The sequence below is a fragment of the Sphingomonas sp. UYP23 genome (assembly GCF_054059235.1).
In genome coordinates this window covers 852,401-870,338 of record NZ_JBSSBX010000001.1, presented here as the reverse complement: position 1 = coordinate 870,338, position 17,938 = coordinate 852,401, and the positions used below count along the sequence as shown (strand labels likewise).

Below are 17,938 nucleotides of genomic sequence, written 5' to 3'. Positions count from 1 at the left end.
CATTCCGGGCGAAATCAGCCAATTGACGCGCAGTGGCGGGATCTCGGCTAGCCTTTGCGGCGGCTGCGTTGCATCGGACCCGCAGGACCGGTTCGGTGTGAGGCAAGGCGATGATCGTTCGGAAACTGTATGCGACGGCGGCGGCAGGCGTGCTTGCCGCGCTGCTGCTGCCGGCGGGTGCAATGGCGCAACAGGTCGATATCGGCGCGCCCGCACCGCCGCCGACCACCCCCGCCGCGCCGACCGCGAACGATACCAAGACGCCCGCGACCGACGCGCCTGCCGCCCCCACCGCCGCTAAGACCGCGGCCAAGCGCTACGTGCCCAACCACATGCTGCACCAGCGCGATACCTCGCCCGGTTCGCAGATCGGCGATACGCAGAGTGCTGCCCCGCCTGGCCTGTTCGGCGACTGGCGCAACAGCCGCACCTGGCTCGGCGAACGCGGGGTCGACGTGTCGGCGCGCTATGCGTCGGAGACGGCATATAATCCGACCGGCGGCAAGCATCAGGCGATCACCGAGACCGGGCAGTTCGACATCGGCGCGAAGGTCGACATGGGCAAGCTCGTCGGGCTCGAGGGCGGGACGCTGCAGGCGACGCTCACCTGGCGGCGCGGCGACAATCTGTCCGACGTCGCCGGGCTCAATACGCTGCAGCAGGTGCAGGAGGTCTATGGTCGTGGGCAGACGGTGCGCGTGACCGAGCTCTGGTACGAACAGAAGATCGGCGATTCGGTCGAGCTCAAGCTCGGTCGCACCAATCCGGGGTCGGATTTCGCGGTCTTCTCGTGCCACTTCCAGAATCTGACCTTCTGCGGCGCGCAGCCGGGCAATCTGGCCGGCGATTACTGGCAGAACTGGCCGGTCGGGCAGTGGGGCACGCGCCTCCACGTCGATGTGCGGCCGGGCGTGTACGTCCAGGCGGGCGTCTATGAGGTCAATCCGCTCAACCTCAGGAACAGCTTCTTCGTCGTGCGCTGGCACGGCGCGACGGGCGTGCTGATCCCGTTCGAGGCGGGGTGGACGCATGGCGGGGATGGCGGCCATGTCGGATCGTACAAGGTCGGCGGATGGTACACGACCGCCAACGGCAACGACGTCTATCTCGACATCAACCGGCGGCCGATCGCAATCACCGGGCTCGCCCCGCTCGAGCATTCGGGGCGCTATGGCGGCTATGTCAGCGTGCAGCAGCAGATCACCGGCAAGTCGAAGGACGGCAAGTCGCTTGACGGGCTCGGCGTGTTCGCGAACTTCACCCAGACCGACCGCGCGACCGCGGTGACCGACAATCAGGCGGTCGTCGGCGTGTTCTACAAGGGGCTGGCGACCTGGCTGCCGGGCGACGTGCTCGGGGTCGCGTTCGGGCGGACCAACGTCAACGGCCGCGCGGCGGATGCCGACCGGCTGATCGCCGGCACGCCGGTGCGCGACGCCGAATATGCCGCAGAGGTCTATTACAGCGTGACGCCGCTGCCGTGGCTCGAGCTGCAGCCCAACGTACAGTGGATCCACCACCCCGGCGGCGTGCGCAGCGCCGACGAGGTGGTGGTGCTGGGGCTGAAGGGCGCGATTACGCTGTAGGCGGGCGCGCGTGGCACGAGGCAGGCGACGAAGGCCGATGAACCTGCCGCGATCCGGCGCGCAGATCGGGCGCGGTCTGCGGCGCACGAGGATGGTCTGCGGCCATGCATGGTGTGAACGAGAGAACCGCTTATAGCAGCCGTGCATCTGCGCTGACGAAAGCGCCTCTTTTCGCGGTAGAGCTTTCACCCTTATGCGTTCACGAGACGATTTGACGCCGGCTGGAGAACATCTGGCGGATTCCGAAAGTACAAGCCGCGCGATCGAACCGCGAAGCGTCCATGGCAGTGTCGCGGCGACGCTCGTTTTCCTCGGGGCGATGGCGCTGTTCTTCCGCTTCCCGATTCTGAGCGGCTTCGATCTCGGCTTCGGAGCACGCGACGACGCCATCATCGAGATCAGTATTCTCGAACATTGGCGTAACGTCCTCAGCGGTGCGGAGCCCTGGACGACCACGGCGTATTTCCATCCCTACACCGGGACGCCGGGCTATAATGACGGCTATTTTCTGTATGGCGTGATCTATTCGTTCTGGCGGCTGTTCGCCGACCCGTTCCAGGCCGACACGCTGAACATCGCGACCTTCAAGGCGATCGGTTTCGTGGCGGCGTATCTGCTGGTCTCCCGCACGCTGCGATGGGGGCGGCCCGCAGCGTTGGTCGTGGCGCTTTTGTGGACCACCGCCAGCAGCATCTCGCTTCAGGCGATCCATGCGCAGCTCCAGAGTGTCGCGCTGCTGCCGGTCGCCATGATGCTGGCGATCGCGATCGTCCGCGCCGAGCGGGACGCGCGGCACCGCGTCGCACGCTTGCTGACGGTGCCGCTCGGGGCATTGATGGCGGCCTGGTTGCTCACGACCTATTACATGGCGTGGTTCACGATCTTCTCGGCGGGCCTGTTCACCGTGTGTTGGTGCGCGACGAGCGGGGCTTGGCGCCCGGCGACCCTGGTTGCGCTCGTGCGGCGCCACGCAGGAACGCTCGCCTGTGGCGCCGTGGCGTTTCTCGTGCCGGTCCTGCCTTTCCTGTCGGTCTACATTCCCAAAGTGCGCGAGACCGGCGGCGACTCATACCATGCCATGCTGGGCTATCTCGTCACGCCGGTGATCGACATGGTCAATGTGGGGCGCGGGAATTACGTTTGGGGCTGGCTCTTCAGGCCCTTGTTCGCGCTGATCGGCGCGATCTTGCCGGCAGATCCGGCGCTTCCCAATCGCGTGCTTGGGCGGGAGCACGAATCGGGATTGCCGCTGATCTTCTTCATCCTCGTGGTGACCGCGGCGTGGCGGATCATCGTTCGGCGGCGCGTCGGTCGAGACGAGCCCGTCTCGGCCGAGCTTCGCGCCTTCGCTCTGGCGATGATGATCGCCTGGCTGCTTACGCTGCAATTCTGGGTGGCGTCGCCGTGGGGGCTGGTGTTCGAACTCGTGCCGGGCGCGAAGGGGCTGCGCACCGTGTCGCGCTACCAGCTGTGGCTGGTCCTGCCGTTCCTGCTGCTCGTTGGCGCAATGTGGCGGGAGCGGGCCCATGATCTGGCACGATTGAAGCCGTGGTTGGCGGCCGGTGTCCTGGCGGCGTTGGTGATCGAAAATCTCAGCGCCGAATCTCCGGCCCAGCTTAGTCGTTCGCTCCACCGCACTGCCTTATGGTCGATTCCGGCCCCGCCTCCGGGGTGCGCGAGTTTCTACGTGGTTGCGACCCGCCGCAACGAGCCGCTCTTCATCAACGCCGAGCTGGACGGCTGGTACCCGCACAATGTCGATGCGATGTTCCTGGCCGAACGCTGGCGGGTGCCGACGATCAACGGCTTTTCGACCTTCAATCCGCCCGACTGGAATTTCGCCAACCCGCGCGCGGCCGATTACGAGCAGCGCGTGATGCACTATGCGCGCCGCCACGGATTGCAGAATCTCTGCAAGCTTGATGTTCGACGGACGGCGCCGTGGAGCCGTGTTCCCGACTGACGCACAGGCCTCGCCAAGCATCGGGACGGCGCGTTCGGCTAGAAGCGGTTGGGCCCGCCGAGCTGATCGCACGTACCGCGGAAACCGTAGCTCGACAGCCCCTGCACGCTGATCCGCCCCGCGCGACGATCGATCGTGACGCGCGGCTTGTTCAACCCGTTGAGGCGATAGCTTGCGGTGATCATGTCGCGGCCCGGCTGGACGTCGTACAAATCCCACCAGCCACTATCGCCGCGTGAGTTGATCGGCGGGATCAGCGACTTGGGCAGGCGGATCCGCCCACCACCGTCCCACAGCTGTATCATCAGCGACGCATCGAACATCTCGCGGCGCGATTCGGTGTAGCTGCCGTATTCGTAGCGATCGCGCTGGGCGTTCCACTGCCACTGGGTGCCCGTCGCCAGGCCGTCGCGGCTGCCATCGCCGAAGCAGACGAGCCCGAGCGTCACCTGCCGCCCGTCGACCGACGGCGCGCCGCCATAGCTATCGCCGCGGCGGTCGTCGCTGGGGCGGTAGGGCGGCGGATAAGCGGGGCGCGCGGGATAGGCGGTGGCACTCGCTGTCTTGCCGCAATCGGGCGGCAGCGTCGGCGTGACCGAGGCGTAACGGCCGTCCATCGTCGCAATGGTCACGCATTGGCGACGCGCAGTGCTCCACCAATAGGTGTAGCTGCGGTCGTCGCCGCGGTCGGCGCGGATCAGCTCGTAGCCGCGCGCGCGAATGCCGTTCTCGGCCTGACCGGCGCGCGCGCCGACCATGTCCTCGAGGCCGGTCGATTGCGCCGAGACGGGGACGGCGAGCAGACCGCCAAGGGTCGCAAGAGCCATGAGGGGGATGCGCGTGGCACGCATGGTGTTTCTCCCTGACGCTAAGCTCGCTCCACAGTCGAGCGATGATGCTGACGAACTACAGGACTGGAACTGCTAGAACGAATGTTCCCCCACACGGTTTCAATGCGCGAGGCTTTGTTGCATAATTACGCGAGAGCATGACCGACGTTTTACTTGAAGATGTTATTGGATGCGGACGGTCACCGGCGTTCCTATTTCGGAGAACCGATTGAGAATTGCAGCACGGACTTTGAGCTCGGTAATCTGACGATCGAAGGTGCGGGCGACAACGCGCTGGCCCAGGAGTTTGAAGCAGTGCATTTTGGTCTCGACCAGACTGCGGCGATGATAGCCGCTCCACTTTTTCCAGATTGCGCGACCAAGCCGCTTTGTCGCGCGTAGCGCTCCATTGCGTGCATCGACGCCGGGACCGCCTTCTGCCCATGGTTGCCCGTTGCGGCGGACCGGGATGACCGCATCGGCACCGCGCCCGGCAATAGCGGCATGGCAGTCCCTGGTATCATAAGCGCCATCTCCGCCGACGCTGAGTATCCGCTCGTCTCCGGGAATTTGCGCCAGGAGAACGGGCAGCGTCGGTGCGTCACCAATGGCATTCGTCGTGACCTCAATGGCCCGGATATCCAGCGTCCCAGCATCAATCCCGAGATGCACCTTGCGCCACTGGCGACGGTAGGACGGTCCGTGTTTGCGCGTCTTCCACTCGCCTTCTCCCGTCATTTTGATCCCGGTGCTGTCGACCAGCAGGTGCAGTCCGCCCGAGCTGATCCGCCCGCCGAGGTTGACCTTCAACGTCTTCTGCCGTCGGCACAGCGTCGTATAATCCGGCACCGACCAATCCAGCCCCGCCATTTTGATCAGGCTCGAAACCAACCCCGTCACTTGCCGCAAAGGCAGGTTGAACAGCGTCTTCAGCGTCAGGCACAGCTCTATCGCGCTGTCTGAAAACCGCATCGGGCGACCAGGGCGACCACACGGCTTCGAAAGCCAGTGCATCTCCGGATCAAACCATATTTCCAGCGACCCACGCCGCTTCAGCGCCGCATTATACTCAGGCCAGTTCGTCGTACGATACACAGGTGCGGCAGGTTTGGGCATTACGCCTATCTATACCGCTCGATTCCCTGCGTGAATCCCCGCCATCAGTTTTGCAACAAAGCCTATTGACGAGTACCGCACCATTTCCGCGGGACATTAGCACAGTGCCGTCGACGCCCGTCATCCAGTCGAGCACCTCTCCGTCTTGCTGCCGCAGACCATATTGAATGCTGAGGGGGAGGGTGTGTTTCCCGTCGGCATCAACCGCGACGAGACGGCTCAACGCCAGCTTGGTGTGATTGACCGTGGAGATGCCGGATAGGAGACAGACCAGCCGGTCGGCGGCCGACCAGCCGCAGGAATTCAACTTGAGCGGCTTGCCATCGGCAGAGGTGATCGGCGTGGTCGTGCCGTCGGCAAGGTTCATCACCATAGCGACGGTAAGCTGTCCCGCGCCGGGGGCGATATAGACGAGGAATCTGCCGTCGGGCGAGAGCGCTGGACTCGATGCTCCGACCCGTGCGCCAAACGCTGCTGCCAACGTCGATGGCGTCGGTTCAGCGGCTGCCGCGATCGCCGATATACTGAGCGTTCCAAGGAACACCAAAACCTTGCCGAACATAGGAAGCCCCTTTGGAAGAAGCTAACGCGGGCGTGGCACGGGGGGCAAGTGGTTGGACAAGGATTCCTTATGGCAACCGAAGGGCCAGCCGGGGCGGAAATCCGACCCCGCGCCCCCCCAAAAGAAAACCGCCGCCCGGGTTTCCCCGGACGGCGGCTATCCTTTCGTCAGGCCGTGAACCCGAACGCGGAGGATTACTCCTTGTTCAGATACTCGCCGGCATCGGCATCGGTGCCGGTGCCGCTCGTCACGACCGCGCCGAGCGCATCGTCACCGGTACCGCCAGCATCGCGCGTCGAGCGGGCGAGCTCGGCGTCATGCTCTTCCTTCGCCGAGTTCGGCGCGACGATCGAGACTTCGGCCATGCGACGCTGCGAGACGCGCATCGCCGCATCGCGCGACGAAGCGGTGACGCGCAGGCGACCCATGCCCGCACCGGTGCCGGCCGGGATCAGACGACCCACGATCACGTTCTCCTTGAGACCGGTGAGCGTGTCCTTCTTGCCCTGCACCGAAGCTTCGGTGAGCACGCGCGTCGTTTCCTGGAACGATGCCGCCGAGATGAAGCTGCGGGTCTGCAGCGACGCCTTGGTGATGCCGAGCAGGACGGGCTTGCCCTGGGCCGGACGCTCCTTCTTGCCGATCTTCGAGTTGATGTCGTCCATCTCGTCGCGATCGACCTGCTCGCCGGCGAGCAAGGTGGTGTCCCCACCGTCGGTGATCTCGACCTTCTGCAGCATCTGGCGAACGATCGTCTCGATGTGCTTGTCGTTGATCTTCACGCCCTGGAGACGATAGACCTCCTGGATTTCCGACACGAGATATTCGGCCAAGGGCTCGATGCCGAGCACTTCGAGAATGTCGTGCGGATCAGGCGAACCGCCGATCAGGTTGTCGCCGCGCTTGACGTAATCGCCTTCCTGCACGTCGATGACCTTCGACTTGGGCACCAGATACTCGACGACCTCGCTGCCGTCCTCGGGCTGAATGCCGATCTTGCGCTTGGCCTTATAGTCCTTGCCGAACACGACACGACCCGAGACCTTCGCGATGATCGCATTTTCCTTCGGCTTGCGCGCTTCGAACAGCTCGGCAACACGCGGCAGACCGCCGGTGATGTCGCGCGTCTTGGCGCTCTCGCGGCTGACACGCGCCAGGACGTCGCCGCCCTGAACCATCGCACCATCCTCCACCGAGAGCGTTGCGCCCGCGACCAGCATGTACCGGCCGGATTCCTCGGCGCTTTCACCCGTGAGGGTCAGGCGCGGACGAAGATCCTCCTTCTTGCTGGCAATGCCGCGGTTTTCGGTCACGACCCGCTGCGAAATACCGGTCGCTTCGTCGGCCTGCTCGGTGAGCGTCTTGCCCTCGATCAGATCGACATACTTCACGACGCCGCCATTCTCGGTGATCACCGGCATGGTGAACGGGTCCCACTCGGCCAGACGATCGCCCTTCGACACGATGTGCCCGTCGTCGAACAGCACATAGGCGCCGTAGGGGAGACGATGCACCGCGCGCTCGCGGCCATCCATGTCCATGATCGCGACTTCGCCCGAGCGCGACAGCACGACGCGACGGCCGCGCTGGTCGGTGATGGTGCGCAGATCGCGATATTCCATCGTGCCGTCCGAGAGCGCCTCGAGGTTCGACTGCTCGTTGAGCTGCGCCGCACCGCCGATGTGGAAGGTACGCATCGTCAGCTGCGTGCCCGGCTCACCGATCGACTGGGCGGCGATGACGCCGACCGCTTCACCGATGTTGACCGGGGTACCGCGGGCGAGATCGCGCCCGTAGCACTTGCCGCACACGCCGATCTTGGTCTCGCAGACGAGCGGCGAGCGGATCTTGCACGACTGCGTGCCGATCGCCTCGATCTGCAGGATCATCGGCTCGTCGAGCAGCGTGCCCGAGGGGATGACGATCTCGCCGGTCTTGCTGTCGACGATGTCCTCCGCGGTCGTGCGACCGAGGATGCGCTCGCCGAGCGACGCGATCGTCGAGCCGCCCTGGACGATCGCGCGCATTTCCAGCGCGCGGGTCGTGCCGCAGTCGAGCTCCATGATCACGCAATCCTGCGACACGTCGACCAGACGACGCGTGAGGTAGCCCGAGTTCGCCGTCTTCAACGCCGTATCCGCGAGGCCCTTACGGGCACCGTGGGTCGAGTTGAAGTATTCGAGGACGGTCAGACCTTCCTTGAAGTTCGAGATGATCGGCGTCTCGATGATCTCGCCCGACGGCTTGGCCATCAGGCCGCGCATGCCGGCAAGCTGCTTGATCTGCGCCTGCGAACCACGCGCACCCGAGTGCGCCATCATGTAGATCGAGTTGATCGGCTTCTCGCGACCCTTGTTGGGGCCGTCCTCGTAATGCTTAACCGCCTTGATCTCGTCCATCATGGCGTTCGCCACCTGGTCGCCGCAACGGCTCCACGCGTCGATCACCTTGTTGTACTTCTCCTGCTGCGTGATCAGGCCGTCCTGATATTGCTGCTCGAAGTCCTTCACCAGGCCCTTGGTCTCGTCGACCAGAGCGATCTTGGCATCCGGAATGATCATGTCGTCCATGCCGAACGAGATGCCGGCCTTGAACGCGTGCTTGAAGCCGAGGCTCATGATCGCGTCGGCGAACAGCACCGTGTCCTTCTGGCCGGTGTGACGATAGACCTCGTCGATCACGTCGCCCACGTCCTTCTTGGTGAGGAGGCGGTTGACGGTATCGAACGGCACCTTCGACGATTGCGGCAGGCACTCGCCAAGCAACATGCGACCCGGGGTGGTCTCATAGCGCTTGAGGTACTGGTTGCCCTTCTCATCGGTCTGCGGAACGCGGCTGATGATCTTGGTGTGCAAGGTGACAGCACCGGCTTCGAGCGCCTGATGGACTTCCGACATGTCGGAAATCATCATGCCCTGGCCCGGCTCGTTCTCCTTGAGCATCGAGAGGTAATACAGACCCAGCACCATGTCCTGCGACGGCACGATGATCGGCTTGCCGTTGGCGGGTGAGAGGATGTTGTTGGTCGACATCATCAGCACGCGCGCTTCGAGCTGTGCCTCGAGCGACAGCGGCACGTGGACCGCCATCTGGTCGCCGTCGAAATCGGCGTTGAAGGCCGAGCAGACGAGCGGGTGCAGCTGGATTGCCTTCCCTTCGATCAGCACGGGCTCGAACGCCTGGATGCCGAGACGGTGAAGCGTCGGCGCACGGTTGAGCATGACCGGATGCTCGCGGATCACCTCGTCGAGGATGTCCCAGACTTCCTTGCGCTCCTTCTCGACCCACTTCTTCGCCTGCTTGAGGGTCATGGAGAGACCCTTGGCATCGAGACGGGCGTAGATGAACGGCTTGAACAGCTCGAGCGCCATCTTCTTCGGCAGGCCGCACTGGTGCAGCTTGAGTTCCGGCCCGGTCACGATGACCGAACGACCCGAATAGTCGACGCGCTTGCCGAGAAGGTTCTGACGGAAGCGGCCCTGCTTGCCCTTGAGCATGTCGGACAGCGACTTGAGCGGACGCTTGTTGGCGCCCGTGATCGTGCGACCGCGGCGGCCATTGTCGAACAGCGCGTCGACAGCTTCCTGCAGCATGCGCTTTTCGTTGCGGACGATGATGTCCGGCGCACGCAGCTCCATCAGGCGCTTCAAGCGGTTGTTACGGTTGATCACGCGGCGATACAGATCGTTCAGATCCGAGGTTGCGAAGCGGCCACCGTCGAGCGGCACCAGCGGGCGCAACTCGGGCGGGATGACCGGCACGACTTCGAGGATCATCCACTCGGGGCGATTGCCCGAATCGATGAAGCTCTCGACGACCTTGAGGCGCTTGATGATCTTCTTGGGCTTCAGCTCGGACTTGGTGACCGCGAGCTCCTCGAGGAGCTCCTTGCGCTCGCCCTCGAGATCCAAGTCCTGCAGCATGATGCGCACGGCTTCCGCGCCGATGCCGGCCGAGAAGGCGTCTTCGCCATACTCGTCCTGCGCGTCGAGGAGCTCGTCCTCGGTCATCAGCTGGTACTTTTCGAGCGGGGTGATGCCCGGCTCGATTACGATATACGCCTCGAAGTACAGCACGCGCTCGAGCTGCTTGAGCTGCATGTCGAGCAGCAGGCCGATGCGCGACGGCAGCGACTTCAGGAACCAGATGTGCGCGACCGGAGCAGCGAGCTCGATATGGCCCATGCGCTCGCGGCGGACCTTCGAGACGGTGACCTCGACGCCGCACTTCTCGCAGACGATGCCCTTATACTTCATGCGCTTGTACTTGCCGCACAGGCACTCGTAATCCTTGATCGGACCGAAGATGCGCGCGCAGAACAGGCCGTCACGCTCGGGCTTGAACGTGCGATAGTTGATGGTTTCGGGCTTCTTGATCTCGCCGAACGACCAGCTGCGGATCTTGTCCGGGCTGGCGATGCCGATCTGGATCTGGTCGAAGGTCTCGGCCTTGACGACCGGGTTCGCGAAGTTTGTGAGTTCGTTCATTTGGAATCTCCAATTCCCCTCCCGCTTGCGGGAGGGGCTAGGGGAGGGAATGTCGTCGGAAAGCGCCTGACCCTACAGGCCCTCCCCCAACCCCTCCCGCGAGCGGGAGGGGAGAAGAAGGTCGCTTACTCCGCCGCGATCGCGACGCCGTCGGTGTCGAACTGCTCGGTGGTGGTGAGCTCGATGTTCAGACCCAGCGAGCGCATTTCCTTGACGAGAACGTTGAAGCTCTCCGGAATGCCGGCCTCGAACGTGTCGTCACCCTTGACGATCGCCTCATAGACCTTGGTGCGCCCGACCACGTCGTCCGACTTCACCGTGAGCATTTCCTGCAAGGTGTACGCCGCGCCGTAGGCCTGGAGGGCCCAGACCTCCATCTCGCCGAAGCGCTGACCACCGAACTGCGCCTTACCACCCAGCGGCTGCTGCGTGACGAGCGAGTACGGCCCGATCGACCGGGCGTGGATCTTGTCGTCGACCAGATGGTGGAGCTTGAGCATGTAGATGATGCCCACCGTCACGCGCCGATCGAACATGTCGCCGGTGCGACCGTCGAACAGCTCCGACTGACCCGACGAGTGCAGACCCGCCAGCTCGAGCATGTCGGACACATCGGCTTCGCGCGCGCCGTCGAACACGGGGGTGCCCATCGGCACGCCGGTCCGCAGGTTCTGCGCGAGTTCGATGATCTGGCCCGCATCGCGTGCCTCGATATCCGCGGCATAATGCTCGCCATAGACTTCGAGCAGCCGTGCCTTGACCGCGTCGGGCATGTCGCCCGCTGCGGGTTCGGGGTTGGCTTCACGCCACTCTTCGAGCTGCGTGTAGATCTGCTGACCCAGGTTACGGGCAGCCCAGCCGAGATGCGTCTCGAAGATCTGACCGACGTTCATGCGCGACGGCACGCCGAGCGGGTTGAGCACGATGTCGACCGGGGTACCGTCGGCGAGGAACGGCATGTCCTCCGCCGGCAGGATCCGCGAGATCACGCCCTTGTTGCCGTGACGGCCGGCCATCTTGTCGCCCGGCTGCAGCTTGCGCTTCACCGCGACGAAGACCTTAACCATCTTGAGCACGCCTGGCGGCAGCTCGTCACCACGCTCGAGCTTGTCGCGACGATCCTGGAACTTGTCCACGATCACCTTGACGGCGTCGTCATACTGCACCTTGACCGCTTCCAGATCGCTCTGGGTCTTGTCGTCGGCGACAGCGAACTTCCACCACTCGTGACGGTCGACCGAGTCGAGCACGTCCTGGTCGATGACCACGCCCTTCTTCGGGCCGTTCTTGGGAACGGCGGTCGCGGTCTGGCCGGTGAGCATTTCCTTGAGGCGCGACCAGGTAGCCCGGTTGAGGATCGTGCGCTCGTCGTCCGAGTCCTTCTTCAGGCGCTCGATTTCCTCACGCTCGATCGCCATCGCGCGCTCGTCCTTGTCGATGCCGTGGCGGTTGAACACCCGGACCTCGACGACCGTACCAGCAACGCCCGGCGGCAGGCGGAGCGACGTATCGCGCACGTCCGACGCCTTCTCACCGAAGATGGCGCGGAGGAGCTTTTCCTCCGGCGTCATCGGGCTTTCGCCCTTCGGCGTGATCTTGCCCGCGAGAATATCGCCCGGCTCGACCTCGGCACCAATGTACACGATGCCCGCTTCGTCGAGGTTGCGAAGCGCTTCCTCACCGACGTTGGGGATGTCGCGCGTGATGTCTTCCGGCCCGAGCTTGGTGTCGCGCGCCATCACTTCGAACTCTTCGATGTGGATCGACGTGAACACGTCGTCCTTCACGATGCGCTCGGAGATGAGGATCGAATCCTCATAGTTGTACCCGTTCCACGGCATGAACGCGACGAGCGTGTTACGGCCGAGCGCAAGCTCACCGAACTCGGTCGACGGACCGTCGGCGAGGACGTCGCCGGCGGTGATCACGTCGCCCACCTTCACCAGCGGACGCTGGTTGATGCAGGTGTTCTGGTTCGAGCGCTGGAACTTCATCAGCGTGTAGATGTCGACACCCGACTGGCCGGCATCGATCTCGCCGGTTGCGCGGATGACGATACGCGCCGCGTCGACCTGGTCGACCACGCCCGCACGCCGTGCGGAGATGGCAGCACCCGAGTCACGCGCGACGGTCTCTTCCATGCCGGTGCCGACGAACGGCGCCTCGGCCTGGACGAGCGGCACGGCCTGACGCTGCATGTTCGAGCCCATCAGTGCGCGGTTGGCGTCATCGTTTTCCAGGAACGGAATGAGCGATGCCGCGACCGAGACGAGCTGCTTGGGGCTGACGTCCATCAACGTGATGTTGTTCGGGATCGCCATCAGGAATTCGCCCGCCTGACGCGACGAGACGAGTTCCTCGACGAAGCCGTTCGACGAATCGAGCTCGGCGTTGGCCTGCGCGATCGTGTGCTTGGCCTCTTCCATCGCCGACAGATAGACGACGTCGTCGGTGACCTTGTGGTCGACGACCTTGCGGTACGGCGTCTCGATGAAGCCATACTTGTTGACGCGGCTGAACGAGGCGAGCGAGTTGATCAGGCCGATGTTCGGGCCTTCCGGCGTCTCGATCGGGCAGATGCGGCCATAGTGCGTCGGGTGAACGTCGCGGACTTCGAAGCCGGCGCGCTCACGCGTCAGACCACCCGGTCCAAGTGCCGACACGCGACGCTTGTGGGTGACTTCCGACAGCGGGTTGGTCTGATCCATGAACTGCGACAGCTGCGACGAGCCGAAGAATTCGCGGACCGCGGCAACCGCCGGCTTGGCGTTGATCAGGTCGTTCGGCATCACCGTCGACACGTCGACCGACGACATACGCTCCTTCACGGCGCGCTCCATGCGGAGCAAGCCGACGCGATACTGATTCTCGAGCAGCTCGCCGACCGAACGGACACGACGGTTACCGAGGTTGTCGATATCGTCGATGTCGCCCTTGCCGTCCTTCAGATCGACCAGCGTCTTGATGACGGCGAGGATGTCCTCGGTGCGCAGCGTGGTGACGGTGTCCTCGGCGTCGAGGTCGAGGCGCATGTTGAGCTTGACGCGACCGACGGCCGACAGGTCGTAGCGGTCGGGATCGAAGAACAGGCCGCTGAACAGCGACTCTGCGGTCTCGAGCGTCGGCGGCTCGCCGGGGCGCATCACGCGGTAGATGTCGGACAGTGCCTGCTCGCGCTCTTCGGCCTTGTCGACCTTGAGGGTGTTGCGGATCCAGGCACCCGTCGCGATGTGATCGATGTCGAGCAGTTCGATCCGGTCGATGCCGGCCTGGTCGAGCAGTTCGAGATTCTCGGCCGAGACTTCGTCGCCGGCTTCGATGTAGATCTGTCCGGTGGTCTCGTTGATGAGATCATAGGCGCTGTAGCGGCCGAAGATTTCTTCCGTAGGGATCAGCAGGTCGGTGAGACCGTCCTTGGCCGACTTGTTGGCGGCGCGCGGCGAAATCTTCTGGCCGTTGGGGAACACCACTTCGCCGGTCTTGGCGTCGATGATGTCGTACATCGGCTTCTGGCCACGCCAGTTCTCGGCCTGGAACGGGATGATCCAGCCACCCTGGCCGCGGACGAAGGTCACGCGGTTGTAGAAATGGTTGAGGATTTCCTCGCCGGTCATGCCGAGCGCGTAGAGCAATGCCGTCACCGGCAGCTTGCGCTTGCGATCGATGCGGACGTTGACGATGTCCTTGGCGTCGAACTCGAAATCGAGCCACGAACCGCGATACGGGATCACGCGCGCTGCAAAGAGATACTTGCCCGAAGCGTGCGTCTTGCCGCGGTCATGGTCGAACAGCACGCCCGGCGAACGGTGCATCTGCGAGACGATGACACGCTCGGTGCCGTTGATGATGAAGGTGCCGTTGCCCGTCATCAGGGGCATGTCGCCCATGTAGACGTCCTGCTCCTTGATATCGAGGACCGAGCGCGAATCGGTATCGGCATCGACCTCGAACACGATCAGGCGCAGCGTGACGCGCATCGGCGCTGCATAGGTGATGCCGCGCTGACGGCACTCGTCGGTGTCGAACTTGGGGGGCTCGAGCTCGTAATTGACGAAGTCGAGCTCGGCGGTGCCGGCGAAATCGCGGATCGGGAAAACGCTGCGGAGCGTCTTCTCGAGACCCGAGACATAGCCGATCGACGGATCGGAGCGGAGGAACTGTTCGTAGGATTCGCGCTGAACCTCGATCAGGTTCGGCATCTGCACCACTTCGTGGATGTTGCCGAACACCTTGCGGATCCGGCGCTTTGCCGTGCCGCTCTCGGCGCGCCGCGTGGGCGTGCTACCGTCGATTGCCTTGGTTGCCATGGAGTTTTCTGCCCTCAAGCCTGAAATTCGGCCCGGAATCCACCGGGCGGGCGTGCAAATCGGAAACGACAAAAAGCCGCGTGTTGCCCGCGTGTGCGGATAACAGCAGCTGTCATGCGTCTCGAGAAACCTCAACCATCAATACGATCGATGCACTGCGCGACGGCACATCATTTCCCGAAGGTTGCGGTAGAATGCGCGATATAGGAGAGGGACAGGGGCGTGTCAACGCGTTGGCGCGGTATCGGTTGCCGTGCGGCGAACCGCTCGGCGCAGCAATCCTTGGCAGGCGGGGTTTTATCGCTATGGCCGGGCGCGTGAAACCCTTGACCCGCTTATCCCTCCTCCTCGTCGCCACCAGCCTGACGGCGGTTGGCAGCCCGGCGCTTGCGCAGAACAATGTGCCCGCCCAACCGATTCCTGGGCTCGACTCGTTCAGCCTGCCGTCGAACCGGCCTGTGCCGCGCGCCTCGCCGACGCCTGAGCCGACGACCAACCCGCGTCCGGTCGAGACCGAGACCGTCGCGCCGCCGGTTGTGGTGCCGACCGTCCGGGCGACCCCGACGCCGCGGGCGACCGCGACGCCTGTGCGCACCGTGCCCACGGCGCGGGCGACGCCAGCAACCGAGCGAAGTCCGGTGCCGCGTGCCAGCGCCACGCCTGTGCCGGGTGTTCCGGTGATTCCGGTCGCCGCGCCGACGGTCGCGCCTTCGCCGGTGGCCTCGCTCCCGCCTGCGCCTACGCCGACGCCGCAGGCCAGCGCCGCGGCGACGGAAGAGACTGCACCCGCGGCGAGCGGAAGCGGGTGGCTATGGCCCGTAGTCGGGGGTGGTCTGGCGCTGATCGTCGCACTCGGTCTGGCTCTGTGGTGGCGGCGCCGTGCCGCGCAGGACATCGCGGGGTACGAAGACGAGCGCGTGGCCGAGCTCGTCGAGCCTGACGCGTTCGAGCCCGCAGCCGTACTTCCGGCCGCGGCCGCCGCGGCTGCGGTCGCCGCTATCCCAGCACCGGTGCCGGTCGCGCCGGCCGCAGATGCCAGCAAGCGCGCTTCGATCACCTTCGAGCTGACCCCGAAACGCGCCGGCACCAATCTGCTGAGCGCTGCGGTCGAATATCTGGTCGTCCTGCGCAACACCGGCGATGTCGCGGCGACGGGCGTTCGGCTCGACATTCGCTTGCTGAGCGCTGGGCAGCAGCAGGATGCGGTGATCGAGGCGCTGTTCGCCGCGCCGATCGCGCAGCCGATCACGACACCGTTCGAGCTGCCGGCCGGCGTGGCGGTCGAGCTGGGCGGCATGGCGATGCATCCCAAGGCGACGCTCGACGTGATGGAGGTCGGCGGCAAGGCGCTGTTCGTTCCCGTGCTGACGATCAATGCGCACTATGAATGGGCCGGCGGCAGCGGCCAGACCGCGCGCTCCTATGTCATCGGGATCGATCGCGGGGCAGGGGGCAAGCTCGCGCCGTTCCGGATCGATAGCGCCGCGCGGATGTACGATACGGTGAGCGCGATCGAATATACCGGGCCGGCTTAGGGTTTGCGCCGACGCGCATGGGGCGCGTGCCGCTGAGAACGAAAAACGGGGCGAACGAAAAAAGGGGCGACACCGCGCGGTGTCGCCCCTTTTTCTTGGTCGGACGCGGCAAGCCGCGCCGTCCGGCCTTGCGGGCGTGCGCCTTAGCCTTGGCTAAAGCGCACTCCCGCTGCCGCTTACTTGACCTCGACGGTCGCGCCGGCTGCTTCCAGCTGCGCCTTGATCTTGGCGGCTTCGTCCTTCGACACGCCTTCCTTGATCGCCTTCGGAGCCGACTCGACCAGCGTCTTGGCTTCGGTCAGGCCGAGCGCGGTGATCGCACGGACTTCCTTGATGACGTTGATCTTCTTGCCGCCGTCGCCGGTGAGGATGACGTCGAATTCGGTCTGCTCTTCAGCAGCCGGTGCTGCAGCGCCGCCGCCAGCAGCAGGCGCCGCTGCAACAGCAGCAGCGGCCGAGACGCCCCACTTCTCTTCGAGCAGCTTCGACAGGTCGGCTGCTTCGATGACGGTCAAGGCGGAAAGCTGGTCAACCAGCGCGTTCAGGTCTGCCATGTGTATTCTCCAGTAAGTTCAGTTCGGGTTTGAAATCTCGAAGGCCTGAAATCAGGCGTCCGCCGTGTCCTTTTCCGCATAGGCGGCGAGCACGCGGGCGAGCTGTGCTGCTGGCGCCTGGGCGATCGTCGCGAGCTTGGTTGCAGGAGCAACCAGGAGGCCCACGATCTTCGCACGCAGTTCATCCAGCGACGGCATCGTCGCGAGTGCCTTGACGCCTTCTACGTCGAGGACGGTCGCACCCATCGCACCACCAACGATTTCGAACTTGTCGTTCGTCTTCGCGAAGTCGACGGCCACCTTGGCAGCCGCGACGGGGTCGATGGAGCTGGCCAGACCGACCGGCCCGGTGAGCAGATCGCTCAACGAAGCATAGTCGGTGTCGGCCAGTGCGATCTTGGCAAGCTTGTTCTTCGAGACCTTGTAGCTCGCCCCTGCGTCCCGCATTGCGTTCCGCAGCTTGGTCGACTGAGCCACCGTCATGCCGAGGTTGCGGGTGACGACCACCACGCCGACTTCGGCAAAATTGTGGTTCAGCTCGGCGACGAGCTCGGTCTTTTGAGCGCGATCCATGCCATTCTCCACGTTTGGCCGTGTCGCTTGCGCGGCACGACCGGTTACAAACCGGGCGCTGTTGCACCCGGAATTGTCCAGCGATGGGGAATGGGAGCGTCGCCCCGTTTGAAGGAGGTCGGCAGACCGGTCGCGGCTGGGCCGAGAGCGGTTGTAATCCTGGTCCCCGTCTCGGCAGGAAATTAAGACCGGGCAAATCCCGATCACCTACTGTCTTGGACGGTCCCGCCGCGCCGAAGCGTGACGGGAGAGCGCGGCCTTTAGCGGACGGTGGAGGAAAGTCAATCGCTGGGTGATCGTGTGTCGCGGGCCGGCACGCGGCAGGGCGGCGCCGGGCGCCGAAGTTTTTCTGCTCGTGCCTATAGCTTTCGTTTCAAAAGTGCGGAACACTCACGCCCAAGGACCGCCTGAGTCCGCGCAGGAAG

General features: G+C 64.4%; 10 protein-coding genes. 3 read left to right on the top strand and 7 right to left on the bottom strand.

Annotated features, from left to right (window positions below):
- Window positions 1–110 precede the first annotated feature (110 nt).
- Window positions 111–1,586, top strand: coding sequence for a carbohydrate porin (locus tag ACVWYO_RS04415; RefSeq protein WP_457348956.1), 1,476 nt, complete (start codon window positions 111–113; stop codon window positions 1,584–1,586).
- 193 nt (window positions 1,587–1,779) lie between these two features.
- A complete protein-coding gene (locus tag ACVWYO_RS04410; protein WP_457348955.1) occupies window positions 1,780–3,549 on the top strand; it encodes a hypothetical protein in 1,770 nt (589 codons plus the stop codon).
- Between the two features lie 38 nt (window positions 3,550–3,587).
- Here ACVWYO_RS04410 and ACVWYO_RS04405 read toward each other — a convergent pair whose 3' ends face one another.
- From ACVWYO_RS04405 to rpoB, 5 genes are all read right to left on the bottom strand, one after another.
- Window positions 3,588–4,400 carry a hypothetical protein gene (locus tag ACVWYO_RS04405; protein ID WP_457348954.1) on the bottom strand — a complete coding sequence of 271 codons (813 nt, stop codon included), beginning with the start codon at window positions 4,398–4,400 and terminating at the stop codon, window positions 3,588–3,590.
- Between the two features lie 162 nt (window positions 4,401–4,562).
- Window positions 4,563–5,495, bottom strand: a complete 933-nt coding sequence (locus ACVWYO_RS04400) for an IS5 family transposase (protein WP_457348219.1) — start codon at window positions 5,493–5,495, stop codon at window positions 4,563–4,565.
- Window positions 5,449–6,057, bottom strand: coding sequence for a hypothetical protein (locus ACVWYO_RS04395; RefSeq protein ID WP_457348953.1), 609 nt, complete (start codon window positions 6,055–6,057; stop codon window positions 5,449–5,451). The genes ACVWYO_RS04400 and ACVWYO_RS04395 overlap by 47 nt, the downstream gene beginning before the upstream one ends.
- Before the next feature lie 194 nt (window positions 6,058–6,251).
- The gene (gene rpoC / locus ACVWYO_RS04390; protein WP_457348952.1) at window positions 6,252–10,544 is read right to left on the bottom strand and encodes a DNA-directed RNA polymerase subunit beta'; all 4,293 of its coding nucleotides are present in this window, start codon (window positions 10,542–10,544) and stop codon (window positions 6,252–6,254) included.
- A gap of 125 nt (window positions 10,545–10,669) precedes the next feature.
- On the bottom strand, window positions 10,670–14,851 hold the full coding sequence (gene rpoB, locus ACVWYO_RS04385; protein ID WP_140846858.1) for a DNA-directed RNA polymerase subunit beta: 4,182 nt from the start codon (window positions 14,849–14,851) through the stop codon (window positions 10,670–10,672).
- A gap of 317 nt (window positions 14,852–15,168) precedes the next feature.
- Between rpoB and ACVWYO_RS04380 the strand changes: the two genes are divergently transcribed.
- On the top strand, window positions 15,169–16,386 hold the full coding sequence (locus ACVWYO_RS04380; RefSeq protein WP_457348951.1) for a hypothetical protein: 1,218 nt from the start codon (window positions 15,169–15,171) through the stop codon (window positions 16,384–16,386).
- 176 nt (window positions 16,387–16,562) lie between these two features.
- Here the strand turns inward: ACVWYO_RS04380 and rplL are convergent, their stop codons facing one another.
- Together rplL and rplJ are read right to left on the bottom strand one after the other, a co-directional pair.
- Window positions 16,563–16,940: a 50S ribosomal protein L7/L12 gene (rplL, locus tag ACVWYO_RS04375; protein ID WP_010183774.1), complete on the bottom strand. Its 378-nt coding sequence runs from the start codon at window positions 16,938–16,940 to the stop codon at window positions 16,563–16,565.
- A 51-nt stretch (window positions 16,941–16,991) separates the two neighbouring features.
- Entirely contained in the window at window positions 16,992–17,513 is a 522-nt protein-coding gene (gene rplJ / locus ACVWYO_RS04370; protein WP_140846850.1) for a 50S ribosomal protein L10, read from the bottom strand.
- Window positions 17,514–17,938: the final 425 nt, after the last annotated feature.